Here is a 25,629-nt window from a genome sequence, read left to right as displayed (position 1 = left end):
GCCGGGCCGGACGGCGCGCTTACGCTGTGGGCAATCCGGTTCGTTTGCGCTGCTTCGCGCATCGGCCGGGCGGTTTTTTTCTGACTTTTCTGACTGTTCTGACGATCGATCGGCTCGCTCGCGATCGGTTTCGATGACGGAATGTCCGCAGATGGCTTCTCTTTTGGCTGAATCGTCTTCCGTGCACGCGGACGGCGCGCACGATGAGCGCGCGTCGGTTGAATCCGCGACCGCCGCGAACGACGACGCCCGGCTCGACGCGGGTCTCGCCGCGAGCCTGGCCGAACTCGTTCCGCGCATCGCCGAGCGCGCGGCGCGGCACGACGCGGACGGCAGCTTTCCGCACGCGCATTTCGAATGGCTGCACGCGCATGGCCTGATTGCGCAGGCCGTGCCGCGCGAGCACGGCGGGGGCGGCGCGACGCTCGCCCGCGCGCGCTGGATCGTCGCCGCGATCGCGCGCGCGGACGCGGCGACCGCGCTCGTGCTGACGATGACCTACCTGCAGCATCGCGCGCTCGGCCGCGCTGACAGCCGCTGGCCGGCGTCCGCGCGGCGCGCGGTATTCGCGAGCGCGGTTGCCGACGGCGCGCTGATCAACGCGCTGCGCGTCGAGCCCGAGCTCGGCTCGCCCGCGCGCGGCGGGCTGCCCGCGACCGTCGCGCGCCGCGACGGCGACGGCTGGCGCGTGAGCGGCCACAAGCTGTACAGCACCGGCATTCCGGCGCTGCGTTGGCTCGCGGTGTGGGCGCGGACGGACGAAGCGCCGCCGCGCGTCGGCGTGTTTCTCGTGCCGCGCGACGCGGCGTGCGCGCACGCGGGCGGCGATGGCATCCGCGTGATAGAAAGCTGGAATCACCTCGGGCTGCGCGCATCGGGCAGCCACGAAGTCGTGTTCGACGGCGTGCGGATTCCGCTCGATCACGCAGTCGATCTGCGCGCGCCGGACGAATGGGCGCGGGCGAGCGCGAGCCAGGCCGACGTCGATGCGCACGCCGACCAGCAAGCATGGATGATCGTGCTGCTTGGCAGCCTGTACGACGCGGTTGCGCAAGCGGCGCGCGACTGGGTCGTCGGGTTCGCGAGCGAGCGCGCGCCGGCGGGCCTCGGCGCGCCGCTCGCGACGCTGCCGCGCGTGCAGGAAATAGTCGGCGAGATCGACGCGCTGCTGCAGACGAACCGCGTGCTGCTCGACGACGCGTCCGCGCGCGCGGACGCCGGCGCGCCGCTTCGCGTCGACGCGAGCGGGCTCGTGAAGTTCACGGTGACGAACCACGCGATTCGCGTGACGGAGCTCGCGTTGCAGCTATCGGGCAACCACGGGCTGAGCCGCCACAACCCGCTCGAGCGGCATCATCGCGACGTGCTGTGCAGCCGGATTCATACGCCGCAGAACGATTCGATACTCGTCGCGGCGGGGCGCGCCGCGTTCACCGCGCATCGCGATCTCGATGCGCGGTGATGCGCTTCGCGAAGCGCAACGCGAAGCGAATGGCGCGCGGCGCGATGAACCGCGCGGGGAGCGAAGCGCCGCGCCGCATCGCGCGACGTGCGCGCAAAACCGCAAAACGGACGCTGCCGCGACGTTCCGCCCAAGGCCGTCTCGGACCGTCTCAGGCCCGCTCGCGCGGCCGTTTCGCGCTGCCGCCGACTCGCTCGCGCGGCGCTCGCGCGGCGCGTGCCGCATTCGGCTCGCGCGCATCCCCGAGCGTGCGAAACCGCGCCCGCGCGAGCTGCCCGATCGCGCCGGCAGGCTCGGCGAGCCGCGCGGCGTCCACGCGCCGCAGCGCCCACAGATCGATCCGCGGCTTGAAGTCGGCGAGCGGCACGATGTCGAGCGCCTCGCGCAACGGGCTGATCTCGACGAGCGGCAGCGGCGCGAGCCCGAGCCCGAGGCCGTTCGCGACGCTTTGCAATTGCAGCTCGCGCGCATACGTGTCGAGCGTGACGCGCAGCGGCAGCCGCTGCGCGTCGAGCGCGCGCTTCAGGCCCGCGCGAAATCCGCAGCCGTCCGGGTTCAGCACCCAGCCGGCTTCGTGGCAGTCGGCGAGCCGGTAGCTGCGGCGCGGGAAGTCGCCCTTGCGCGCAACAACGACGAGCCGCGTGCCGACGAGTCGCTCGCCCGTGACTTGCGGCGGCAGCGCGATCTCGCGCGCGAGGAACACGAGCGCCGCGTCGAGCTCGTCACGGCCGAGCTGATCGAGCAGCGCGCCGCCCCAGCCGGTCGCGACCCGCGGCGCGAGCGCGGGCCAGCGCTCGCCGAGCATCGCGAGCAGATCGAGCAGCAGCAGCTCGCCGATCCCGTGCGTGAGCCCGAGCCGGAACGCGCCCGCGGGCGGCAGCGGCTCGGCGGCGAGCTCGCGCAGCGCGCGCATCTCGCGCAGCACCGCGCGGCATTGGTCGTGCACGCGCCAGCCCATCTCGGTCGGGCGGGGCGGCTTCGTGTTGCGGTCGAGCAGCTCGACGCCGAGCGCTTCCTCGAGGTTCTGCACGCGGCGCGTGATCGCCGGCTGCGTGATGCCGAGCTCGGCCGCGGCCAGGCTCAGCGACTGGCAGCGGACCACGGCGGCATAGGCGTCGATGTCGCTGATTTTCATGTTTGTCTTGCATGGAGTTCGAGGTGCATCATGTCGATCAATCATATTCGAAGAGACTGCCGATGAGCGCGCGTTCTTTGCATAACGAATCCTCTCCGGCTGCGTTGCGCGCGAGCGTGCCGCTGCGCGCGTTCGTGGCCGCGTTCGAGCGGCTCGTCGACACGCGCCCGGACGAGCCGCGCATCCTGCGCGACGGCGCGGCGCTGCTCGCCGATCTCGTCGCGCGTGACGACTGGCTGCCGCTCGCGTACGCCCGTTCCGATCCCGAGCGCTACCAGCAGTTCCTGCTGCATCTCGATCCGGCCGCGCGCTTTTCGGTCGTGAGCTTCGTGTGGGGGCCGGGGCAGGCGACACCGATCCACGACCACACCGTTTGGGGGCTGATCGGCGTGCTGCGCGGCGCCGAGTATTCGCAGCCTTACGCGCTCGCGCCGGACGGACGGCCGCTGCCCGCGGGCAAGGCGGTGCGGCTCGAGCCGGGGCGCGTCGACGCGGTGTCGCCGTCGATCGGCGACATCCATCGCGTGAGCAACGCGTTCTCCGATCGCGTGTCGATCAGCATCCACGTCTATGGCGCGGACATCGGCGCGGTCGAGCGCTCGGTCTATCGCGACGACGGCACGCGCAAGCCGTTCGTGTCCGGGTATTCGCATGCCGATTGAGCGCGTGCCGATCGAGCGCGTGCATCGGTCGGCGGCGCTTCGCCGCGCGGCGCGCGCTGCGGCCGGCGCGCGCGATCGCCCGATGTCTTTTCCCTGCCGCGCGTCGATCGCCGACGGCGACGCGACGCCCATCCACTCCCGTTTTTTCCGAAGCCGCCTGATCCGATGACCATCGATTCCGTGACCGCCTCTTCGCCGGCTTCGCATCGCGTCGCCGATTCCGCTTTGCCGAACGCGCGCGATTGCGCACCCGCGCGCTTGCCGGCGCTATCCGCCGCCGACGTGCGCGCCGCGCTGCTCGCCGGCGCGGAGATCGCGTTGATCGACGTGCGCGAGGAAGACCCATATGCGCGCGGCCATCCGCTGTGGGCCGCGAATTTTCCGCTGTCGAAGCTCGAACTCGACGCATGGACGCGCATTCCGCGCCGCGACACGACGATCGCGATCTACGGCGAAGCGCTCGGCGAGGATCTCGCGCCGCGCGCGGCAGCGGTACTCGCGTCGCTCGGCTACACGCGCGTGCATCTGCTCGAAGGCGGGCTCGCCGGCTGGCAGGCGGCGGGCGGCGAGCTCTTCATCGACGTCAACGTGCCGAGCAAGGCGTTCGGCGAGCTCGTCGAGGCGAAGCGGCACACGCCGTCGCTGTCCGCGCAGGAAGTGAAGCAGTTGATCGATGCGCGGGCCGACGTCGTGATCGTCGATGCGCGGCGCTTCGACGAATACCAGACGATGAGCATCCCGGGCGCGACGAGCGTGCCGGGCGCGGAACTCGTGTTGCGGGTGCGCGAGCTCGCGCCCGATCCGGCGACGCGCGTGATCGTGAACTGCGCGGGGCGCACGCGCAGCATCATCGGCGCGCAGTCGCTCGTCAACGCGGGGCTGCCGAATCCGGTCGCCGCGCTGCGCAACGGCACGATCGGCTGGACGCTCGCGGGGCAGACGCTCGATCACGGCGCGTCGCGGCGCTTTCCCGAGCAGGTGGACGCGGCGCGGCGCGAGGCCGCGCGGCAGGCGGCGCGCGGGTGTCGCGCGCATTGCGTCGAGCGAGCTGCGCGCGCTCGAGGCCGACGATCGCACGCTCTATCGCTTCGACGTGCGCACGCCGGACGAATACGCGGCCGGCCACCTGCCGGGCTTCGCGAGCGCGCCGGGCGGCCAGCTCGTGCAGGAGACCGACCATCATGCGCCGGTGCGCGGCGCGCGGATCGTGCTCGCGGACGACGACGGCGTGCGCGCCGACATGACCGCGTCGTGGCTCGCGCAGATGGGGTGGGACGTGCGCGTCGTCGAGCCGGTCGACGCGCGCGAGCGCGGGGAGCGAGGGGGGCCGGCCGCGAGCGCGCCGCAGCCGCAGGCGAGTGAGACGGTGTCGGTCGATACGCTCGCGCAATGGCTGGGCGTGCATGCGGGCGCGCACGCGAACGCCGGCGCGGCGGCGAACGGGCTTCCCGAAGGACAAGCGGCGCACGGCGATGCGAGCGCGCGGAACACACGGGACGCGCAGGACGCGCATGCACGCGAAATCGCCGGCGAAGGCGGCGGCGGGCATGCGGATCGCCGTGCCGGCGAGCGAGCGGACGACGCGCCAATCGACGTCGCGGTCATCGACGTCACCGCGAGCACGAACTACGTGAAGCGGCACATTCCCGGCGCATGGTATGCGGTGCGCGCACAGCTTCGCGACGCGCTCACACGCATGCCGCGCGCGCGCTGCTACGTGCTGACGTGCGGATCGGGGCAATTGGCCGCGTTCGCGGCGGCGGATCTGCGCGCGCTGCTGCCGGCGGGCACGCCGGTTCACGTGCTCGAAGGCGGCACGCTCGCGTGGCTTGCCGCGGGCTTGCCGGTCGAGCGCGGCGAGACGCGGCTGGCCTCGCCGCGCATCGACCGCTACCGGCGGCCATACGAGGGCACGGGCAACGCGGCCGAAGCGATGCAGGCGTACCTCGACTGGGAATTCGGCCTCGTCGAGCAGCTCGGGCGCGACGGCACGCACCGCTTCGATGTGCTTTGAACGTGCGTCGCGCGCGCGATGAGCGGATGACCTGAGCGAGGCTTGCGATCGTTTCGTGCGACGGGGGCGAGAGGGGCGAGAGGGGGCGAGCGAGGGACGCGACCCGATGAAGGGCGCGGCCGATGCGGCGCAACGGGTTCGACACGATGCGGCGCGAGCCGACGCTGGCCGAAAATCGGCCGGCTGCGCTTCGCGAGCACAGCCGAGGCCGGTTTGGCAAGCTCCGACATCGAATTCGGGCCCGATGCATTCGTTTTTCGTTCGAAGTCCGAAGCCGCAAGTCCGGGGGGCCCAATTCGAAGGGGGCGAAGGCCGAGGCCCAATGCCGGGCCGGCGCCCGAACCCAAGCGCCGCCGCCACCTGCGCCGACGTCCGCCCCGGCCGCCCGACGCGCCGCTTCTCCCGCTGCGCAACTCGCGCCCCGCACCCAGGTCATTGAACGAACACGTTTTCGCTTCCGCGGGCACGGGGTTCCGGCCGCCCGGAATCGTCACACGAAAGCTGTCTGGAAGCAATCTGGAAGGACTGTGTGAATGTAAATTCGGGTAAATCCCGTGTCGCGGGGAACCGGTTTCAGTCAACCGCTTGCCCGCCCGCGAAACCCTTGTCCTTGCAGCATTAAAACTAACTGGTTAGTGAATTCCCGCGTTGCGCGGAGCCGACGGATCTTTATTCTTCGTTTTGCAACACGACCGGATCGGTGAGAATGGCGGCCGCATGGGCAGACCATGCCGCGTGACACACCACACAAAAATTTCTTGAGGACGGAGAATCAATGAAAAAGCGCACAGCGGTCGCGATGACGGCCGTCGGTTTGGCGGCTGTCGCCACCGCGCACGCACAGAGCAGCGTGACGCTTTACGGCATCGTCGATAACGGCATCGCGTATCAGAGCAGCAGCACGTCGCTCGGCTCGACGACAGGCGGCCGCTCGGCCGTGAAGATGTCGACGGGCGTGTGGGCGGGCAGCCGCTTTGGCCTGAAGGGCAGCGAGGACCTCGGCGGCAGCTCGAAGGCGATCTTCCAGCTCGAATCGGGCTTCAGCACGGCCAACGGCACGTCGCAGTTCGCGGGCGGCATCTTCACGCGTCAGGCGTGGGTCGGCCTGACCAACCCGACGTACGGTACGCTGACGGCCGGCCGTCAATACACCGCGTACTACACGCTGCTGTCGCCATACAGCCCGACGACCTGGCTCACCGGCTACTTCGGCGCGCATCCGGGCGACATCGATTCGCTCGACACCAGCTATCGCGCGAACAATTCGCTCGTCTACCTGTCGCCGAAGTTCTACGGCTTCACGTTCGGCGGCTCATATGCGTTCGGCGGCCAGCCGGGCAGCGTGAACGCCGGTTCCACGTGGAGCGCGGGCATCCAGTACATGAACGGTCCGCTCGGCATCGCGGCGGCGTTCCAGCGCGTGAACAACTCGACGTCGGGCGGCGGCGACTGGGGCGCGAATTCGACGACGTCGAACGGCGGCGCGCAGACGGCCGTGTCCGCGATCAACAACGGCTACAAGACCGCGCAGGCGCAGCAGCGCGTCGCGGTGACGGCCGGCTACCAGTTCTCGCCCGCGTGGGACGTCTCGGTGTCGTACTCGAACGTGCAGTACATCCCGGGCGTGAACTCGGCGTTCCGCAACACGGCGATCTTCAACACCGCGGGCGCGGTGCTGCACTTCAAGCCGTCGGCTCAGTGGGATTTCGCGGGCGGCTACGCGTACACGCGCGCGACGCAATCGAACGGCATCACGAGCGCCGCGCAGTACCACCAGTTCACGCTGTCGCAGTACTACAGCCTGTCGAAGCGCACGGGCCTCTATGCGGTCGAGGCGTACCAGCGCGCGAACGGCAAGACGCTCGCGGGCGGCAAGATCATCGATGCGACTGCGTCGATCGGCGACGGCTTCAACACGTCGCCGTCATCGTCGCGCAGCCAGGTGGGCCTCGGCGTCGGTCTGATCCACCGCTTCTAAGCGCACGCGTCGGCGCGGCGCTTGCGTCGCGCGGGCAGTCGCACGAGCAGCCGGCCTTCGGGCCGGCTGTTTGCTTTGGGCGTGGCGGCGTGCGCTCGCGTCGCGGCATGCCGCGGCATGCGCTGCTCGCCGCGTTTGCCGCGCGTCCGGGCAAGCGATCGGACGGACGCGCCCGATCGGCGCTGGTCAGAACCGGCAGTTCGCGGTGTCTTCGAGCGTCGCAAACGCGCCGTTCAACGTCAGATTGTGATGCTCGATGATCGCGCGAGCGGATAGCGCCGACGTGTCCATGGCAAGTGTGCGCGTCGGCGACCAGCACCGGCCGGAAACCCAGATCGGCGGCCGCGCGGCACGTCGTGTCGACGCAGTACTCCGTTTTCATGCCTGTGACGACCAGTTCGTCGATGCCGGCGTCGGCGAGCCAGGCCGCCAGGCCAGTGCCGAGAAAGCAATTCGGGCGAGTCTTGTCGAATAGCGTGTCGACGTTCGCGCGCACGGCAAGATCGGGCAGCAACCGGGTCAGCGGGCTGCCCGGCGCGATCGGCGAGCCCTGCGGGCCCGTGTGCCGGGCCGCGAAAACGGGGGCATCGGCTTCGCGAGCCTTGCCGATCAGCCGGTTGATGTTATCGAGGACGCGGCTTCCCGCGTGGGGCCGGTCGGGGCCGTTGAACAAGCCATGCTGCATGTCGACGATCAGAAGGGCGCGGCGTGAGGCGCGTGGCGCGTTCATCGTGTTTCTCCGGTATTGCCCGCGGCGGACGGAGAAACGACAAGGCCCCGTCCTTCGCGGGCGGGGCCTTGGGTGAATACGTTGAGTGAATCGAAGCCGACGTACTGACCTCACGACCCGCCATCGGCGGTCGTGGTCGTCGTAGTCGCGGTGAAAGTGACGTGGGCCATGCGAGCGATCATGCTGGAAGCCGGGCGTCGCGTCAATCGTCGTTCCGGGTCGTGCCGGCGGCCGGGCGCTGTCGCGCATGGGCGAGCAGCGGCATCGATCGCACATGCCGGGCCGGGCGTGACGGCGCGGCTGTCGGCGCGGCGCGTGCCGATGCATACCCGATGCACACCGACGCCGAATCGACGCCGAAGCGACGCGCCGTTTCGGTCAGCGCTCGACGTCGGCGCGATAGCCGCGCATGCCGACGCGCAGCACGTTGCCGTCCGGCGTGAACAGGCGGGGGATGTCGGGGGCGGCGGGCGACGGCAGCGCGGGTGCGGGGCGCGGTGCGTCGTCCTCGATCGCGCGCGGCTTCGGCGCGATCTTCACGGCCGTGGGCGGATGATGCATCCGCGCCTCGACGACGTGCGGCGCGACGCGCTTGCGCTTCGCGGCAGGGGCGGCCGGTTTGCGGGCAGGCGGGTCGTGGCGCGCGCCGGTGCTCGAGCCGGTGCGCGCTTCGGGCGGATTCCAGATCTCGACGTAGCGTTCGCCCGCCAATGTCGAGGCTGTGAAAGCCAACAACAGCAATCCGCATCCAACCAGTTTCACTATGTCTTCTCCGTGGCCCGTCTCGCGATGCCCGATCCGCCTCGGCCGCCGCGCCGAAACGCGAGCGGCTCGGCGGGCTGCCCGGCGGCACGCGATTCTCGCATGGAAAACCGGCGGCGCGAGCTGTATGAATATACAGCTTTTTCCGACGATGTCCACTGCCGCGGCGCGCTCCGTCGGACGGTGTCGGTTTTTCGCCGCATCGACGGATTCGCTCGTGCGCATCGCTTGACGCCACGCGGTTTGATCCGTTCGGGATACGGTATACCTTTGTTCGACACGCGCCGGGCGACGCTTGCGCCGGCCCCGGCGCGAACCGTGTGCCCAGCGTGCCCATCGAGGAGGAAGACATGGAACCATCCAGCCAGGCGTTCGCGCCGCCGCTCGTGCGCGACGATCGCGACGGCGTCGCGACGCTGCGCCTGAACCGGCCGTCGCAGTTCAACGCGCTGTCGGAGGCGCTGCTCGACGCGTTGCAGTGCGAGCTCGCGGCGCTCGCCGGCGATCCGCGCGTGCGCTGCGTCGTGCTCGCCGCCGAAGGCCGCGCGTTCTGCGCGGGCCACGATCTGCGCGAGATGCGCGGCACGCCCGATCTCGCGTACTACCGCGACCTGTTCGGCCGATGCAGCCGCGTGATGCAGGCGATCCGCGCGCTGCCCATGCCCGTCGTCGCGCGCGTGCACGGGATCGCGACGGCGGCGGGCTGCCAGCTCGTCGCGTCCTGCGATCTCGCGATCGCTGCCGACACGGCGCGCTTCGCGGTGTCCGGCATCGACGTCGGGCTGTTCTGCGCGACGCCCGCGGTCGCGCTGTCGCGCAACGTATCCGCGAAGCGCGCGTTCGACATGCTCGTCACCGGGCGCTTCATCGACGCGGCGACGGCCGTCGGCTGGGGCCTCGTCAACGAGGCGGTGCCGGCGGACGCGCTCGACGCGGCCGTCGCGCGCACGGTCGCGGCGATCGTGTCGAAGAGCCCGGCCGCGGTGCGCTACGGCAAGGCGATGTTCTACCGGCAGCGGCAGATGCCGCTCGACGATGCATACGCGTATGCGTCCGACGTGATGGCGCGCAACATGATGGAAGCGGACGCGGGCGAGGGCATCGACGCGTTTCTCGACAAGCGGCCGCCGCGCTGGCGGACGTGAGCGGCGGGTGCATGCGCATGCCGCGCGCGGGGCGGCCGCCCACGGGCGTCGCATGCGGCGCCCGTGGGATCGTGCGAGCCGATGCGGCGACGCGTAGAAGCGCCGGCCCATGCTCCGCTCAGCGCCCGTGGCTCCCGGTCCGTGCGGGCTCCGCGTGCGCGGTGGCGGCGGGATACGGATCGACGACGACCGGCACGCGCCGCGCGAGCGCGCACATCAGCTCGTAGCCGATCGTGCCCGCGGCTTGCGCGACGTCGTCGACGCGCACCTGCTCGCCCCACAGCTCGACCGTCGAGCCGACGCCCGCGTTCGGGCACGGCGTGAGGTCGACGGTCAGCATGTCCATCGACACGCGACCGACGACTTGCGTGCGCACGCCGTCCACCGCGATCGGCGTGCCGGTGGGCGCGTGGCGCGGGTAGCCGTCCGCATAGCCGCACGCGACGACACCGATGCGCATCGCGCGCCCGGCCGCGAAGCGGCGCCCGTAGCCGACCGTCTCGCCCGGCGACAGCGTCTGCACGCCGATGATCCGGCTCGTGACCGTCATCGCGGCCCGCAGCGGCACGTCCGCGACGTGGCGGGTCGCGCCCGTCGGCGACGCGCCGTACAGGATCGTGCCGGGCCGCACCCAGTCTCGGTGCGCGCGCGGATGCCACAGCACGGCGGCCGAGTTCGACAGCGTGCGCTCGCCGGGCAGGCCGTCCGTCGCGGCGTCGAACATGCTCATCTGCCAGTCGATCTCGCCGTCGTCGGCGTTCGCGAAATGCATCATCAGCGCGATGCGGCCGATCGACGGCGCGGTGGCCGCGCGTTCCCACGCGGCGCGGAACGCGTCCGGACGATAGCCGAGCCGGTTCATCCCGGAGTTCATCTTCAACTGGATGTCGATCGGGCGCGCCGTCTTCGACGACGTCAGCAGCTTCAAGGGCTCGTCGCCATGCACGGCGACCGTCAGCCGATAGCGATCCGCGGTCTCGACGTCCGCCGCGTCGAAGATGCCTTCCAGCAGCAGCACGGGCTTCGTCCAGCCGAGCTCGCGCACGCGCACCGCTTCGTCGAGGTCGAGCAGCGCGATGCCGTCCGCGCCGGCGAGCGCCGGATAGATGCGCTCGATGCCGTGACCGTAGGCGTTCGCCTTGACGACTGACCAGACGCGCGAGCTCGGCGCTTTTTGCCGGACGATTGCAAGATTGTGCGCGACGGCGTCGGGGTGAATGCGGGCGACGATGGGGCGGGGCATGAATCTCTCTGCGAAGTCAAGGCGGCGCGCGCACGTGTGCGACGCGTCGCGAGGATGAAACGGAGGCGCCCGTTCGGTGAATATCCGCCGTGTGAAACGCCATAGCCAGTGTTGGCCGCTATGGTATGTGCTTGGCGATGGTTTTATTTAATGTATTTGTCGTAATTTCAGTAAAAATTGATGAGCGCGGCACGCGGTTGGCGCGGCGTTGCGCGCGCGAACGGTTCGTTGCATGTGAACGAAGACCGGGGAACCTCGCCGCGCGAGACGGTCCATGCAAAAAGGGCGACGCGCATCGTCGACCAGCCGGACGCTTTCGGCAAATGGGAATGGAATCTGCGCGCACGCGAGATCGGATGAATCGCGCGCGCTGCTTTCGAGCGCCGTACACCTTGCAATTAACCGCGTCTGCAACGAGGATTGTTCGTTCGCCGGAACTTCAGAATTCGCGGCTCGCGCGTCGTCCGCCGCGCCGCAGCGGCGTACGATGTGCCCGACATCCGACGTGTTTTGCAACCGGAGGCGCTTTCATGACTGAGTCAAGTCATACAGTCAAGGTTCCTGGCCCGGACCATCCGATCACGATCGAGGCGACGGGCGAGCGCGTCGTCGTCAAGGCGGCCGGCCACACGCTCGCCGACACGCGCGACGCGCTCACGCTGCGCGAGGCGTCGTATCCGCCGGTGCAGTACGTGCCGCGCAAGGACGTCGATCTCGCGCGACTCGAACGCACGACGCACGAGAGCCACTGCCCGTACAAGGGCGACGCGTCCTACTACAGCATCAAGGGCGCCGGCGAGCGCGGCGTCAATGCGATCTGGTCGTACGAAACGCCGCACGACGCGGTCAGGCAGATCGCCGGCCATCTCGCGTTCTATCCGGATCGCGTCGACTCGATCAAGATCGGCTGACGCCGAAACATTCATCACGCCAACGGGGTGCGCCGCGAAAGCGGTGCGCGCGCGGCGTCGCGATCGCGGTCGCGACGCCGCGCGCGTGTCCTATTCTTTGTTACATGGGTTCACGGGCGCGTTGCACGGCGCGCGGGCGAGCCATCCAGTCGGGACGATGCACATGACGAAGAACGAAGAAACGGCGCGCAGTCTCGCGTCGGACCTCGCGCGCGGCTTCACGGACGTGCGCCGATACAGCGTCGAGCTCGCGGAGCCGTTGTCCGCGGAGGACCAGGCGCTGCAATCGATGCCGGACGCGAGTCCGACGAAGTGGCATCTCGCGCACACGACATGGTTCTTCGAGACCGTGGTCCTCGCGCGGCATGCGCGCGGCTACAAGCTGTTCGATTCGCGCTATCCGTATCTCTTCAATTCGTATTACGAAGCGCTCGGCCCGCGCCATGCGCGGCCGCAGCGCGGAATGCTGTCGCGTCCGTCGCTGGACGACGTGCATCGCTATCGGCGTCACGTCGACGACGCGCTGCTCGGCCTGCTGCGCACGTCCGATCTGCCAACGCTGATCGCGATCGAGCCGGAGATCACGCTCGGCCTGCATCACGAGCAGCAGCACCAGGAGCTGATCCTGACGGACATCCTGCATGCGTTCTCGCTGAATCCGCTGCTGCCCGCGTATCGAAGCGGCGACGCGACGCCTTCGGCCGATGCGCGGCGCACGAACGGCGCGATGCGCTGGCTGCCGCGGCCGGGCGGCATCGTCGAGATCGGCCACGACGGCCGCGGCTTTTCGTTCGACAACGAACGGCCGCGCCATCGGACGATGCTGCATCCGCACGAGATCGCGGACCGGCTCGTGACGAACGGCGAATACGCGGCGTTCATCGACGACGGCGGCTACGCGCGCCCGGAGTTCTGGCTGTCCGACGGCTGGGCGATCGCGCAGCGCGAAGGGTGGAAGGCGCCGCTCTACTGGATCGCGTCCGACGGCGGCGAAGGGCTCGGCTGGCGCGAGTTCGGCTTGGGCGGCCTGCGGCCGCTGATGCGCGACGCGCCCGTGTCGCACGTGAGCTTCTACGAAGCGGCCGCGTACGCCGAATGGGCGCGCGCGCGGCTGCCGACCGAGGCCGAATGGGAGGCGGCGTTCGACGCGCCGGGCATCGCGCAGATGACGGGCTGCGCGTGGCAATGGACGCGCTCGTCGTACGACCCGTATCCGGGTTTTCGCCCGATGGCGGGCGTCGCGGCCGAATACAACGGCAAGTTCATGGTCGGGCAGCAGGTGCTGCGCGGCGGCAGCGCCGCGACGCCGCCCGGGCATGCGCGCGCGACGTATCGAAACTTCTTTCCGCCGGCCGCGCGCTGGCAATTCACGGGAGTGCGTCTTGCGAGAGATCTCTGAACGGATGGATGAAGCCGCCGCGGGCGTGGCGATCGACACGATGCGCGACAGCGCGTTCGGCCATGATCTGCTCGCGGGGCTGCGCCGCTCGCCGCGCAGCATCGCGCCGAAATATTTCTACGACGCGGCGGGTTCCGCGTTGTTCGACCGCATCTGCGAGCTGCCCGAGTACTATCCGACGCGCACCGAGCTCGCGATCCTGAAGCGCCGCGCGCACGAGATCGCCGCGCAGATCGGCCGCGACGCGAACCTGATCGAATTCGGCGCGGGGTCGCTGTCGAAGATCCGCGTGCTGCTCGACGCGTGCGCGGCGTCGAATCCGCCCGTGCGCTATCTGCCCGTCGACATCTCGGCCGAGCATCTCGCGCAGTCGGCCGCCGCGTTGCGCGACGCGTATCCGTGGCTCGACGTGCAGCCCGTCGTCGCCGATTATCTGCAGTCCGAGCAATTGCGCGCGATCGAGCGGGTGAATGGGCGGCGTGTCGGCTGCTTCCTCGGCTCGACGATCGGCAATTTCTCGCGGGACGAGGCTTCGGCGTTCCTGCGGCGCGCGGCTTCGCTGCTCGAGGGCGGCGGGCTGCTGATCGGTGTCGATCTCGTGAAGGACGTGTCGATCCTGCATCGCGCGTACAACGATGCGGCGGGCGTGACGGCTGCGTTCAACCTGAATCTGCTCGAGCGTGCGAACGCCGAGCTGGGCGCGGATTTCGCGCTCGACGCGTGGGCGCATCGCGCGTTCTATGACGTCGACCATCAGCGCATCGAGATGCATCTCGTGAGCCGGCGCGCGCAGACGGTGCGCGTGGCGGGCTACGCGTTCCGGTTCGAGGCGGGCGAGACGCTGCATACCGAGAACTCGCACAAGTTCACGGTCGACGGGTTTCGCGCGCTCGCGCAGGCGGCGGGGTTCACGCCGGGGACGGTGTGGATCGACGATGCGCGGTTGTTCAGCGTGCATTGGCTCGAGAGTCGCGGGTGAGGCGGTAGCGGACTGCCGCATCATGATTGCGCACCGCGCCTTTCCGGAGCCGGAGGGGCTCGGCAGCCCCCGGCTCCGGCGAGCGTCAGCCGCCCGTCGAGACCGTCACAGCCTCCCACGCACGGATCTTGTCCGCCAATGCCAACAACCTGTCGCGCACGAGCCCGAGTGCATCGCTACCGGGCAAAAGATGTGCGGGAGGGCGGTCAGCGGCAATCGCGGCGAGCATCGCGCGCTGCTTTTTCGGGATCGCCCGGTTGCTTGCTGCTTTTCTCCTCTCGGGCTTGGCGGATGGGATCGAAGATAGCGTCGTAATCCGGGAGGGAGCGCGGCGGCCCGATCGTGCTCACGGATCGACTCGCCCCATCCTGCGCGCCATCGCCGGGCTCACCGCATGCGACGGATCGAAGCCGAAAAACGTCAGCACCTGCCGGGCGACTTCGTCGCGATCATTGTCCGCGCAGATCATGTGGTAGCTGTTCTCCAGCACGATCCCGCGCGCGTCGGGCATGTTCTTCAGCAGGAAGTCCGCCGAGCGCAGGCTCGTCAGCTCGTCCTCGCGCGCATGCAGCACGAGCGTCGGGCAGTGCGTGTCGGCTGTGGCCGCGCGCGCCCAGTTCCGCATCCGGTCGACCTGGCGAATGCAGGCAAGCGGCACCCACGGATAATGAAAGTTGTCCTGACGTTCGAACTTCTTCTTCACGATCGCGCGAATCGTCGGATTCTTGATGCCGAACGGCTCGTCCTCGTCGACGCGCAGCCGCTCCGACACGCCGGGCACGCGATACAGCAGATGTCGCAGCGATCGATACCAGGGCGTCGACCAGCCGTCGATGAACATCGGCGTGGCCAGCAGGGCGAGCCGCCCGCGCGTGTGCCGCACGCGCTGACACAGCAGCAGCGCGACGAGCGCGCCCATGCACATGCCCGCGACATGCACGGTGTCGTACTCGCGCTCGAGCGCGCGATACTGCGCGGTGACCGCGTCGAGCCACGCTTCCGCGCGCACGTCGACGAGATCCTCGGGGCGCGTGCCGTGCCCCGGCAGCGTGATCATGTGCGTATCGCCGCCCGCCCGGCGCATCGCCTTGTGCAGCGAGCCGAGATCGTACTGTGTCCCGCCGAGCCCGTGGATCAGCAGAATGCCCGTTTGGCCGGTCATGACGCCCGCTCGCTCATTCGTCCGCCGGCCACACGCGCTCGATCTGCCAGACGCCCGCGACGAGCGCCACGTCGACGTTCGAATCGAGCAGCGGCGCGCCGTGATCGGTGATCGTCTGCGTGCCGCCGTCGCGCTGCACGACGCGCAGCGACAGCGGCGCGCGATCCTCGCCCGCGATCTCGGCGCGCCAGTAGTCGCGCAGCGCGTCGCGGTCGCCGGGATGCACGCGTTCGAGCACGAGCGGTACGCTCGCGATCTGCGCGGCGTCGACGCCGACGCCGAATACGCGCTCGATGTCGCCGCTCCAGTCGATCCGCCCGGATGGCGGATCGAGCACGTACGCGATCTGGCCGGCGCTCGCGAGCGCGAGCTCCATGTTGTTCTGCAGCACCGCCGCATGTTCGCGCACGCGCTCGCGCGTCGTTTTCAGCGTGCTCACCGCCAGCACCAGCAGCGACGCGACCGCGAGATAGAGCTGCGCCTCGAGCAGCGAACGGCCGTGATGCGCGTCGAGCGACGCGAACGGGCCGTCACCCTGCGCGGTCTGCATGATCACGATCAGCGCGAGCGCGAGCACCGACGACGAGCCCGCGCGGCCGCCCAGCAGCAGCGTCACCGCGACAGTCAGGAACAGCGGGATGTAGGTCATCGCGAAGCCCGGGCCGACGCCGAATTTCGACGCACTGTCGCCGTCGAAGATCGCGAAGGCGCCGATCACGACCAGTGCGAACGCGACGACGCCGAGCATCAGGTCGAAGCGCTCGTGATCGCCCGAGCGGTGCGCGCGAAAGCGCGACCACGACGCGAGCACCGGCGTGACGAGCAGCACGCCGACGAAATCGGACGCCGCCCACACGAGGCCGACACCGACGAACGACGCGCCGTTGACGACCGTGTACCAGGCCGCCCCGCCGATCGCGCCGAGCACGCCCGCGATCACGCCGGCGAGGATCACCGAGCGCAGGAAATACAGGCCTTCGAGCGAGAAACGGATGCGCCGCACGAACCCTACCGCGAGCGCGGCCGCGCCGACCTCGTCGATCGCGAACAGCGCCGCGTTGAACAGGTTGCCGTGCTCGATGCCCGTCAGCGCGAGCTGCGCGACGAGGAACGCGGCGGCCAGCATCGGCCATTCGCGCACGGGCCGCAACATGAATGCGCCGATCGTCACGCCGGCCGGCAGCCAGATGTAGCCCGTCATCCGGACGGGACCGTTGAGCGCGTGCGAGAGATAGCCGCTCGCGAGATACAGCGCCGCCCAGAGCAGCGCGGCGACGAGTTCCGTCCGGGAACGCTTGGTGTTCATCTAGGATTCCTGTGTGCTGCGCCGCGCAGGCGAGCGCGCCGGTTCGTTCGTCGGAGCCGGCGCGCGCCGCTGGCCCTGCGGATGCGCGATGCGCGAATGATATGCGTGCGTCACGCGCGTTGGAATACCGAAGGGGGCGTGAGGCGTTGCGGTATCGGGGCATCGGCGCGCCGATGCCGGGGTGGCGTGGCGAAAGATCGCGCGTCGCCGTCGCCGTCGCCGTCGACGACGACGCGCGTCGCGCGACCGGTCGACCGCGCTTTCGGGCGCATTCCATGCCGCGCCCAGGGCTGGTTCCGTTACTAGACGACCGGTCTAATTCCGCGTTATCATCCACCCCCATGAACGCCGCAACCACCGCCGACGTCCGGCAGCACATCCTCGACACCGCCAAGCCCATCATGCTCTGCAAGGGCTTCACGGGCGTCGGCCTGAACGAGATTCTGGCGGCGGCCGGCGTACCGAAGGGGTCGTTCTACCATTATTTCGGGTCGAAGGAGGCGTTCGGCGAGTCGATCCTCGAATCGTATTTCGACGACTACCTCGCGCACCTCGACGAGTTGCTCGTGCGCGGCTCCGGCGCCGCGATCGACCGGCTGATGCGCTACTGGACCCAATGGCAGCAGATGCAGACGGGCAACGACCCGGAAGGCAAGTGCCTCGTCGTCAAGCTCGGCGCCGAGGTCTGCGATCTGTCGGAGGCGATGCGCGCGGCGCTCGAGCGCGGCACGTCGCAGATCGTCGCGCGGCTCGCCGCGTGCATCGCGGCGGCGTTCGACGACGGTTCGCTGAAGGTCGACCTCGATGCGCAGCAGACGGCCGCGATGCTGTACGAGCTGTGGGTCGGCGCGACGCTGATCGAAAAGATCCGGCGCAGCGGCGAGCCGCTCGCGGTCGCGATGGCGAGCACGCGCCGCATCCTCGGTCTGCCGGGAGCGCGCTGAACACGAATGTCATGCGCGGCGGCGCGGAAGATGGAAATCGCGCCGCCGCGTTTTTTGCGGCCATTTTGTAGACGACTGGTCTAATAGCGGGTCCGCCCAGGCCGCGCCGCCTGATTCTCAAGACTCCAAGGAGGGCATTCAGATGAAGATTCTCGTGGTTCTCACTTCGCACGACGAACTCGGCACGACCGGCAAGAAAACCGGTTTCTGGCTCGAGGAACTGGCCGCGCCGTACTACGCGCTGCAGGACGCCGGCGCCGAGCTCACGCTCGCGTCGCCGCGCGGCGGGTTGCCGCCCGTCGATCCGAAGAGCAGCGATCCGGCGTTGCAGACCGACGCGACGCGCCGTTTCGACAAGGATTCCGAAGCGCAGGCCGCGCTCGCGTCGACGCGCAGGCTCGCCGGCGTGTCGATCGACGATTACGACGCGGTGTTCTACCCCGGCGGCCACGGCCCGCTGTGGGACCTCGCCGAGGACCGTCATTCGATCGCGCTGATCGAGCGCGCGATTGCGACGAACAAGCCCGTCGCGGCCGTCTGCCATGCGCCCGGCGTGCTGCGCAACGTGAAGGGGCCGTCGGGCGAGCCGTTCGTGAAGGGCCGCAACGTCACGGGCTTCTCGAACAGCGAGGAGGCGGCCGTCGAGCTCACCGAGGTCGTGCCGTTCCTCGTCGAGGACATGCTGAAGACGAACGGCGGCCGCTACTCGCGCGCGGCCGACTGGGCGCCGCACGTCGTCGTCGACGGGCTGCTCGTCACCGGGCAGAACCCGGCGTCGTCGGAGCCGGTTGCCGAAGCGCTGCTCGATCTGCTCAAGGCGTGACGCGCGGCGCGGGCGGCCGCTCAGATCGCAATCGCAGCATCACCCGAGTCACCCCACCGACCGCAACACGAATACCGAAGGAGTCGTAGATGGCCGCGTTGTTCGAACCGTTTCAACTGAAGGACATCAAGCTGCGCAACCGCATCGCGGTGCCGCCAATGTGTCAGTACGTCGCCGAGGACGGCGTGCCGAACGAATGGCATCACGTGCATCTCGCGGGCGTCGCGCGCGGCGGCGCGGGGCTCGTGATCGCGGAGGCGACCGCGGTGTCGCCGGAAGGCCGCATCACGCCGGGCTGCACCGGCCTCTGGAACGACGGGCAGGCCGCCGCGTTCGCGCGCTCGGTCGACGCGATCAAGGCAGCGGGCGCGGTGCCCGGCATCCAGCTCGCGCACGCGGGGCGCAAGGCGAGCGCGAACCGGCCGTGGGAAGGCGACGACCACATCGCCGCGGGCGACGTGCGCGGCTGGCAGACGATCGCGCCGTCGGCGGTGCCGTACGGCGCGCATCTGCCGAAGGCGCCGCGCGAGATGACAGCGGACGACATCGCGCGCGTGAAGGCCGATTACGCGGCGGCCGCAAAGCGCGCGCTCGACGCGGGCTTCGAATGGCTCGAGCTGCATTTCGCGCACGGCTATCTCGCGCAGAGTTTCTTCTCGGTGCATTCGAACCGGCGCACCGACGCGTACGGCGGCTCGGCGGAGAACCGCGGGCGCTTTCTCGTCGAGACGCTCGCGGCCGTGCGCGAGGTGTGGCCCGAGCGTCTGCCGCTCACCGCGCGCTTCGGCGTGATCGAGTACGACGGCCGCGACGAGGAGACGCTCGCCGAATCGATCGGGCTCGCGAAGCGCTTCAAGCGGGAGGGGCTCGACCTGCTGAGCGTGACGATCGGCTTCTCGACGCCGGACGCGCGCATTCCGTGGGGCCCCGCGTTTCTCGCGCCCGTTGCGGAGCGGGTGCGCCGCGAAGCGCAACTGCCCGTCGCGTCCGCGTGGGGGATCGATGCGCCGGCGCTCGCGGAGCGCGTCGTCCGCGACGGGCAGCTCGATCTCGTGATGGTCGGCCGCGCGCATCTCGCCGATCCGCACTGGCCGTATCGCGCGGCGCTCGAGCTCGGCGTCGATCGCGCGTCCTGGACGCTGCCCGCGCCGTATGCGCATTGGCTCGAGCGTTATCGCGCGGCGTGACGGCGTGACGCGCCGGCGCTTCGTCGGTGTCGAGGCGGCGAGGCGTTCGTGCGTGCGCATCAAGCGCGTTGGCGGCCGCGGCTTCGAATGCGTGATGCCGTATGTTCGTTGCCGGTCTGCTGCATGCCATGCCGCCGCGCATGAGGTTCGCGCGGGTGCGTGGAGAGCCTCCCATGTCCGATCGGCGTCGTCATTGCGTGGGCGGTTCCGTAGAAGGCGGACGGTGCGATGTCGTCCGCCTGGAATGAAATTGCCGGCCCGATATTGCGCGTCGCGCTCGGCGCGTCATCTTTCTGCAATGAATCGCGAGCCGCATTCAGCCGGCGAAATGCGGCGCACGTTTCGCTCTCCGATTGATATCGATCAACTCCTGGTCCGCATCGATCGCCGACAGTTTTCGGGCGAGCGGCGCGAGGCCGCCTGCCCGCGAACATGAACCGCAGCCGGGCATTCACGGCGTGAATGCGCCGCACTCGCGCATCCTCGCGCAACCCGAACCGCACCGCGCGATTCCGCGTGCCGCCTGCCCCCGTCGAACGACCGTCGAAGGAGATCCCAATGCGACTTCAGCACAAGCGTGGCTTGATCATCGGCATCGCAAACGAAAGCAGCATCGCGTTCGGCTGCGCGCGGATCATGCGCGAGCAGGGCGCCGAGCTCGCGATCACGTACCTGAACGAGAAGGCCGAGCCTTATGTGCGGCCGCTCGCGGAGCGTCTCGACAGCCGGCTCGTCGTGCCGTGCGACGTGCGCGAGCCCGGCCGGCTCGAAGGCGTGTTCGCGCGCATCGCGCAAGAGTGGGGGCAGCTCGACTTCGTGCTGCACTCGATCGCGTACGCGCCGAAGGAAGACCTGCATCGCCGCGTGACCGACTGCTCGCAGGCGGGTTTCGCGATGGCGATGGACGTGTCGTGCCATTCGTTCATCCGCGTCGCGCATCTCGCCGAGCCGCTGATGGCGAACGGCGGCTGCCTGCTGACGGTCACGTTCTACGGCGCCGAGCGGGCGGTCGAGGACTACAACCTGATGGGGCCCGTGAAGGCGGCGCTCGAGAGCTCGGTGCGCTATCTCGCCGCCGAGCTCGGGCCGCGGCGCATCCGCGTGCACGCGCTGTCGCCCGGGCCGCTGAAGACGCGCGCCGCATCGGGCATCGATCGCTTCGACGCGCTGCTCGAACGCGTTCGCGAGCGCACGCCCGGCCATCGTCTCGTCGACATCGACGACGTCGGCCAGGTCGCCGCGTTCCTCGCGAGCGACGACGCAGCCGCGCTGACGGGCAACGTCGAGTACATCGACGGCGGCTATCACGTCGTCGGCTGACGGCGCTGCTCGGCGAAGGCGTCGGCAGCGAAATTCTGCGGCTCGCCGAGGACGAAGCGCGCAAGCGCGGCTGCGGCGCGGCCGTGCTCTACGTGATCAGCGGCCAGGCGCCCGCGTTCCACGAAAAGTTCGGCTGGCGCCGCTTCGGCGAGGTGCCGTGCGATCCGCCCGGCACGAGCCGCGTGTTCATGACGAAAACGCTGCGCTGAACCCGGCCGCGCGCGACGGTCGGCCGCCGCGCCGGCGCGCTCGCGCGCATCCTTTAAGATGGCGGTGTCGGCGCGCCGCGCTCGCATATTTTGCCAAGAGTCCTCATGGTCCAGAACGCGTCTGTCCCGCCGGAGCCCGCCGGCCGTCCGAAGGCCCAGTCGATCGCGCTCGGCGCGCTGTATGCGGCGCTCGTCGCGCTCGCGTTGTGGGTGATCCGCGATTTCGTGCCGGCGATCGCGTGGGCGTGCGTCGTCGCGATCGCGCTGTGGCCCGCGCTGCGCCGGATCGACGCGCTGCCCGCGTTCCACGGCCGCGCGACGCTCGTCGCCGCCGCGCTGACGTCGGCGGTTGCGCTCCTCGTCGTCGTGCCGATCGCGGCGGGGCTCGTCGAGGCGGTCGAGCAGAGCCACGAGCTGCTCGGCTGGCTGCATCGCGCCGAGCAGACCGGCATTCCGGCGCCCGACGCGCTGTCGCATCTGCCGTTCGGCTCGCAGCAGGCGAGCGCGTGGTGGCAGGCGAATCTCGCGAAGCCGCTGCATCCGGCGAGCGCGGTGAAGAGCGTCGACGGCGGGAGCGTCGTCACGTTCGGCCGGCACTTCGGCTCGCGGCTCGCGCACGCGGCGGTGCTGTTCGGCTTCATGCTCGTCACGCTGTTCGTGATCTTCCAGGCGGGCCCGCGCCTGTCAGGGGCGCTCCTCACCGGCGTGCGGCGCGCGTTCGGCGAAAGCGGCGCGGCGCTGCTGCGGCGGATGGCGGCCGCCGTGTACGGGACGGTGACGGGGCTCGTCGTCGTCGGCTTCGGCGAAGGCGTGCTGCTCGGGCTCGCGTACGCGTTCGCGGGCCTGCCGCATGCGGCGCTGCTCGGCCTCGTCACCGCGGTCGCGGCGATGCTGCCGTTCTGCGCGCCGCTCGTGTTCGGCGGCGCGGCGCTGTGGCTTTTTGTGCAGGGCGCGCTCGGCTGGGCGATCGGGCTCGCGGCGTTCGGGGCCGTCGTCGTGTTCGTCGCCGAGCACTTCGTGCGGCCGGTGCTGATTGGCAGTTCCGCGCGGCTGCCGTTCCTGCTCGTGCTGTTCGGCATCCTCGGCGGCGCGGAGACGTTCGGGCTGCTCGGCCTGTTCGTCGGCCCCGCATTGATGACGGTGCTGACCGTGCTATGGGCGGAGTGGGTCGATTGACGGCGCGCGCCGAACGAACGGCGCGTTGTTTTTCCGGCTGTTTTTAAAAATTCAACAAAAAGACAGCGAAACGTCGATTAGCATGCAGTTTTCCACTGCGACGGCATCGTGCCGCCGAGCTAGAGCAGCATGCCAATCCAGACGACGAACCGCACCGTTTCCGCCCTTGCTTGCCCGCTCGCCGCCGCGCTGCTGATGAGCGGCTGTTCGTGGTTCAGCGGCTGGTTCGACTCGTTCTCGTACGCGAGGCTGCCGCTGCCGAAGGCGGCCGCGCAGCCGGGTGCGACGCAGACGCAGATCGTGAAGGCGGGCGGCAATCCGGCAAGCGTCTGGATGATGCGCAACGGCACGGGCGTCTGCTACAACTACGATTTGCGGCACGGCAACGACCACCGGACGTACTACGTCGTGTTCGACCGGCGCGGCGTCGTTTCGGGGCACGGCTTCGCGACTTGCGCGGAAGCCGACCGCGCCGGGCTGCTGCGCGGCGGCGGCGGCGCGCGCGCGACGCGCGACGAGCCGCGCGCGTGAGCGGCGGGCCGGCTGAACGGCTCGGCCGCGCGGCCCGACCGCGCGGCCCGATTCTTCGCTACGCGATCGTGTCGACGACGCCGCCGTCGACGCGCAGCGCCGCGCCCGTCGTCGCGGACGCCTGCGGCGAGCACACGTAGACGACGAGATTCGCGACTTCGTCGCAAGTCGCCGGCCGCTGGATGATCGAGCTCGACCGATGCGCGCGCACGAAATCGACGCCCGCCTGCTCGACGCTCTGGTACCGGGCGTCGGCCGTCGCCTTCAGCATCGCCTTCACGCCGTCGGACATCGTCGGGCCGGGCAGCACCGCGTTCACGGTCACGCGGCTGCCGGCCGCGAGCTTCGCGAGCCCGCGCGAGATCGATAGCTGCGCGGTCTTCGTGAAGCCGTAATGGATCATGTCGGCCGGGATGTTGAGCGCCGATTCCGACGAGATGAACACGATGCGCCCCCAGTCGCGCTCGAGCATTCCCTTCAGATAATGGCGCGCGAGCCGCACGCCCGACATCACGTTGATCTGGAAGAAATGCTCCCATTCGGCGTCGTCGATGTCGAAGAACGGTTTCGGGCCGTAGATGCCCGCATTGTTGACGAGGATGTCGACGGACGGCGCGGCGTCGATCAGCCGCTTCGCGCCTTGCGCGTCCGACAGGTCCGCGACGACGCCTTGCGCGCTCGCGCCGGGCGCCGCGGCGCGCAGATGCGCGAGCGCGGCCTTGACGGACGAATCGCTGCGGCCGTTGACGATCAGTTGTGCGTCGGCGCGCGCGAGCCCCTCGGCGATCGCGAGGCCGATGCCGGCGGTCGAGGCGGTCACGAGGGCGGTCTTGCCGGTGAGTTCGATGTGCATGGGCTGACTCCGCAAAAAGGGGGAGAACGGATCGCCGCGAGGCGGCGGCGAGCGACCAGCTTAGACGAAAGCGGGGAAGTCGGCAGTCTCGCGGGACGTGGCGCGGCGGAGGGCGGCGCGCCGGGAGGCGCCGGGCGGGCGCGCTCGCATGCCGTCCGGTTTACCTCGCGGCGCTGCGCGCCGTCTTCCGCCCGGCGTGCCGCGCATCGTCGATCGCGGCGCCGAGCTGCCGCACGCAAGCGTCGATCTGCTCGGTCGGCACCGCGCCGTAGCCGAGCACGAGGCCGTTGTACGCGGTGCAATCGGTACCCGGCAGGCAGAAGCGCGACAGCGGCCGCACGCTGATCGCGCGGGCCCGCGCCGCGCGCGCGACATCGACGTCGGCGACGGGCGCATCGAGCCGCGCGGACAGATGCATGCCGCCCGCGCCGCCCGACACCGTCAGCGCGCCGCCGAGATGGCGCGTGAGCGCGGCCTGCAGCGCGCCGCGCCGTTCGTCGTAGAGCCGGCGCATCCGGCGCAGATGCCGCGTGAAATGGCCCGCTTCGATGAAGTCGGCGAGCGCGAGCTGCTCGGCGAGGCGCCCGCGCGGCGCGAGCGCGCAGATCGTGCGGCGCAGCTCCGGCGCGAGCGCCGCCGGCGCGACGACGAAGCCGATGCGCAGCGTCGGAAACATCGTCTTGCTGAACGTGCCGAGATAGACGACGGGCGCGTCGTCGCCGAGGCTTTGCAGCGCGGCGAGCGGCGCGCCGAAGTGGCGGAACTCGCTGTCGTAATCGTCCTCGACGATCCACGTGCCCGCCGCGCGCGCGTTCGCGACGAGCGCGACGCGCCGCTCGACGCTCATCACCGCGCCGAGCGGATACTGATGCGACGGCGTGATGTAGACGAGCCGCGGCGGCGCCGCGCGCCAGTGCCCGGCGCTCGGCGCGAGGCCGTCCGCATCGACGGGAATCGGCACGAGCCGCAGGTCGGCCGCCTCGAACGCCGCGCGCGCGCCGGCGTAGCCGGGATTCTCGATCCAGACGGTGTCGCCCGAGTCGGCGAGCGTGCGCGCGCACAGGTCGAGGCCGTGCTGCGTGCCGTCGGTGACGAACACCTGTTGCGCATCGCAGCCGATTCCGCGCGACACGCGCAGGTATTCGGCGATCGCCTGCCGCAGCCGCAGATTGCCGCCGAGCGGCGCATGCCCGAGCTGCGCGGGGCCGATGCGCCGCCACGCGCGCTCGAGCGCGCGCCGCCACGGCGCGAGCGGAAACTGGTCGAGCGCGGGCATCCCCGGCAGGAACGGCAGCGGCTCGCGCTCGTCGTCGGCGTCGATGTCCGGCAGCCCTGCGACGCGCCGCGCGAGCGCGGGCCGCGCGTTCGCGGGCGAGGCGGCCGCGCTGGCCGCGGGCAGCCCGACGCGCGCGACCATCGTGCCTTGCCGCCGCGCGACGACGAAGCCCTCGGCGACGAGCCGCTCGTATGCGTAGAGCACCGTGTTGCGCGCGATCCGCAGCGTCTCGGCGAGCGCGCGCGACGACATCAGATACGTGCCGGGCTCGAGCGTGCCGTTCAGGATCGCCGCGCGCAGGCACGCGTAGAGCCTGTGCTGCTGCGATGCGCGCGCGAGCGCATCGTGCGCGTTGTCCCGCTCGAAGTTCGACAGCAGCACGCCGTAGTCCATCGTGGCTCCAAAAATTTGTGATCGCATGG

The 25,629-nt window shown here is 70.0% G+C and carries 22 protein-coding genes and 3 pseudogenes; 16 read left to right on the top strand and 9 right to left on the bottom strand.

All coding sequences use genetic code 11. The annotated features are described in order from the left end of the window. The first annotated feature begins 151 nt into the window (after positions 1-151). Entirely contained in the window at positions 152-1,462 is a 1,311-nt protein-coding gene (locus AQ610_RS27215; RefSeq protein ID WP_144411877.1) for an acyl-CoA dehydrogenase family protein, read from the top strand. A gap of 151 nt (positions 1,463-1,613) precedes the next feature. Here the strand turns inward: AQ610_RS27215 and AQ610_RS27210 are convergent, their stop codons facing one another. Next, positions 1,614-2,597 carry a LysR family transcriptional regulator gene (locus AQ610_RS27210; protein ID WP_015602488.1) on the bottom strand — a complete coding sequence of 328 codons (984 nt, stop codon included), beginning with the start codon at positions 2,595-2,597 and terminating at the stop codon, positions 1,614-1,616. A gap of 62 nt (positions 2,598-2,659) precedes the next feature. On the opposite strand from AQ610_RS27210, the gene AQ610_RS27205 reads away from it, so the two are divergent. From AQ610_RS27205 to AQ610_RS27190, 3 genes and pseudogenes are all read left to right on the top strand, one after another. Then, positions 2,660-3,259 (top strand): cysteine dioxygenase family protein, encoded by a 600-nt coding sequence (locus AQ610_RS27205; protein ID WP_006027629.1) that lies wholly within the window; start codon positions 2,660-2,662, stop codon positions 3,257-3,259. A 165-nt stretch (positions 3,260-3,424) separates the two neighbouring features. Beyond that, positions 3,425-5,273, top strand: a pseudogene (locus tag AQ610_RS38440) (rhodanese-related sulfurtransferase). Between the two features lie 775 nt (positions 5,274-6,048). Next, positions 6,049-7,251: a porin gene (locus AQ610_RS27190; RefSeq protein ID WP_006027625.1), complete on the top strand. Its 1,203-nt coding sequence runs from the start codon at positions 6,049-6,051 to the stop codon at positions 7,249-7,251. Here AQ610_RS27190 and AQ610_RS27185 read toward each other — a convergent pair. Further along, positions 7,184-7,981 (bottom strand): cysteine hydrolase family protein, encoded by a 798-nt coding sequence (locus tag AQ610_RS27185; RefSeq protein ID WP_009914622.1) that lies wholly within the window; start codon positions 7,979-7,981, stop codon positions 7,184-7,186. The two genes, AQ610_RS27190 and AQ610_RS27185, sit on opposite strands and share 68 nt — an antisense overlap. 378 nt (positions 7,982-8,359) lie before the next feature. After that, complete coding sequence (locus tag AQ610_RS27180; protein ID WP_041862062.1) at positions 8,360-8,713, bottom strand: hypothetical protein; 354 nt, start codon at positions 8,711-8,713, stop codon at positions 8,360-8,362. 380 nt (positions 8,714-9,093) lie between these two features. On the opposite strand from AQ610_RS27180, the gene AQ610_RS27175 reads away from it, so the two are divergent. Then, the gene (locus AQ610_RS27175; RefSeq protein WP_006027622.1) at positions 9,094-9,888 is read left to right on the top strand and encodes an enoyl-CoA hydratase; all 795 of its coding nucleotides are present in this window, start codon (positions 9,094-9,096) and stop codon (positions 9,886-9,888) included. 118 nt (positions 9,889-10,006) lie between these two features. On the opposite strand, the gene alr is transcribed toward AQ610_RS27175, so the two are convergent. After that, the gene (gene alr, locus AQ610_RS27170) at positions 10,007-11,131 is read right to left on the bottom strand and encodes an alanine racemase (protein ID WP_006027621.1); all 1,125 of its coding nucleotides are present in this window, start codon (positions 11,129-11,131) and stop codon (positions 10,007-10,009) included. A gap of 180 nt (positions 11,132-11,311) precedes the next feature. On the opposite strand from alr, the gene AQ610_RS27165 reads away from it, so the two are divergent. The 4 genes from AQ610_RS27165 (at position 11,312) to egtD (ending at position 14,420) form a co-directional block, all read left to right on the top strand. Then, on the top strand, positions 11,312-11,491 hold the full coding sequence (locus AQ610_RS27165; protein WP_009914628.1) for a hypothetical protein: 180 nt from the start codon (positions 11,312-11,314) through the stop codon (positions 11,489-11,491). Positions 11,492-11,661: 170 nt separating this feature from the next. After that, positions 11,662-12,042 carry a DUF427 domain-containing protein gene (locus AQ610_RS27160; RefSeq protein ID WP_006027619.1) on the top strand — a complete coding sequence of 127 codons (381 nt, stop codon included), beginning with the start codon at positions 11,662-11,664 and terminating at the stop codon, positions 12,040-12,042. Positions 12,043-12,205: 163 nt separating this feature from the next. Continuing rightward, positions 12,206-13,441 carry an ergothioneine biosynthesis protein EgtB gene (gene egtB, locus AQ610_RS27155; RefSeq protein WP_006027618.1) on the top strand — a complete coding sequence of 412 codons (1,236 nt, stop codon included), beginning with the start codon at positions 12,206-12,208 and terminating at the stop codon, positions 13,439-13,441. Between the two features lie 4 nt (positions 13,442-13,445). Then, a complete protein-coding gene (egtD, locus tag AQ610_RS27150) occupies positions 13,446-14,420 on the top strand; it encodes an L-histidine N(alpha)-methyltransferase (RefSeq protein WP_006027617.1) in 975 nt (324 codons plus the stop codon). A gap of 85 nt (positions 14,421-14,505) precedes the next feature. Here egtD and AQ610_RS37685 read toward each other — a convergent pair. From AQ610_RS37685 to AQ610_RS27140, 3 genes and pseudogenes are all read right to left on the bottom strand, one after another. Continuing rightward, a pseudogene (locus AQ610_RS37685) lies at positions 14,506-14,824 on the bottom strand (Rossmann-fold NAD(P)-binding domain-containing protein); the annotation flags it as partial. Beyond that, positions 14,767-15,582 carry an alpha/beta hydrolase gene (locus AQ610_RS27145; protein WP_006027615.1) on the bottom strand — a complete coding sequence of 272 codons (816 nt, stop codon included), beginning with the start codon at positions 15,580-15,582 and terminating at the stop codon, positions 14,767-14,769. The gene AQ610_RS27145 and the pseudogene AQ610_RS37685, both read right to left, overlap by 58 nt. 13 nt (positions 15,583-15,595) lie before the next feature. Beyond that, positions 15,596-16,888: an MASE1 domain-containing protein gene (locus AQ610_RS27140; protein ID WP_006027614.1), complete on the bottom strand. Its 1,293-nt coding sequence runs from the start codon at positions 16,886-16,888 to the stop codon at positions 15,596-15,598. Between the two features lie 341 nt (positions 16,889-17,229). Here AQ610_RS27140 and AQ610_RS27130 point away from each other — a divergent pair, with 341 nt between their 5' ends. From AQ610_RS27130 to bamE, 7 genes and pseudogenes are all read left to right on the top strand, one after another. After that, positions 17,230-17,832, top strand: a complete 603-nt coding sequence (locus AQ610_RS27130) for a TetR/AcrR family transcriptional regulator (RefSeq protein ID WP_006027612.1) — start codon at positions 17,230-17,232, stop codon at positions 17,830-17,832. 142 nt (positions 17,833-17,974) lie between these two features. Continuing rightward, positions 17,975-18,655, top strand: coding sequence for a type 1 glutamine amidotransferase domain-containing protein (locus tag AQ610_RS27125; protein WP_006027611.1), 681 nt, complete (start codon positions 17,975-17,977; stop codon positions 18,653-18,655). Positions 18,656-18,744: 89 nt separating this feature from the next. Beyond that, complete coding sequence (locus AQ610_RS27120) at positions 18,745-19,842, top strand: NADH:flavin oxidoreductase/NADH oxidase (protein WP_006027610.1); 1,098 nt, start codon at positions 18,745-18,747, stop codon at positions 19,840-19,842. Positions 19,843-20,400: 558 nt separating this feature from the next. Continuing rightward, positions 20,401-21,162, top strand: coding sequence for an enoyl-ACP reductase FabI (fabI, locus tag AQ610_RS27115; protein WP_009914633.1), 762 nt, complete (start codon positions 20,401-20,403; stop codon positions 21,160-21,162). Between the two features lie 2 nt (positions 21,163-21,164). Beyond that, a pseudogene (locus tag AQ610_RS35035) lies at positions 21,165-21,371 on the top strand (GNAT family N-acetyltransferase); the annotation flags it as partial. 105 nt (positions 21,372-21,476) lie between these two features. Next, on the top strand, positions 21,477-22,547 hold the full coding sequence (locus tag AQ610_RS27105; RefSeq protein ID WP_006027607.1) for an AI-2E family transporter: 1,071 nt from the start codon (positions 21,477-21,479) through the stop codon (positions 22,545-22,547). Between the two features lie 129 nt (positions 22,548-22,676). Next, the gene (gene bamE / locus AQ610_RS27100) at positions 22,677-23,078 is read left to right on the top strand and encodes an outer membrane protein assembly factor BamE domain-containing protein (RefSeq protein ID WP_006027606.1); all 402 of its coding nucleotides are present in this window, start codon (positions 22,677-22,679) and stop codon (positions 23,076-23,078) included. Positions 23,079-23,136: 58 nt separating this feature from the next. Here bamE and AQ610_RS27095 read toward each other — a convergent pair whose 3' ends face one another. Then, entirely contained in the window at positions 23,137-23,931 is a 795-nt protein-coding gene (locus AQ610_RS27095; RefSeq protein WP_006027605.1) for an SDR family NAD(P)-dependent oxidoreductase, read from the bottom strand. Between the two features lie 160 nt (positions 23,932-24,091). After that, positions 24,092-25,600 carry a MocR-like pyridoxine biosynthesis transcription factor PdxR gene (gene pdxR / locus AQ610_RS27090; protein WP_006027604.1) on the bottom strand — a complete coding sequence of 503 codons (1,509 nt, stop codon included), beginning with the start codon at positions 25,598-25,600 and terminating at the stop codon, positions 24,092-24,094. Positions 25,601-25,629: the final 29 nt, after the last annotated feature.

The organism is Burkholderia humptydooensis (assembly GCF_001513745.1).
In the GTDB taxonomy this organism is placed as follows: domain Bacteria; phylum Pseudomonadota; class Gammaproteobacteria; order Burkholderiales; family Burkholderiaceae; genus Burkholderia; species Burkholderia humptydooensis.
This window is presented reverse-complemented; position numbering and strand designations above follow the sequence as displayed.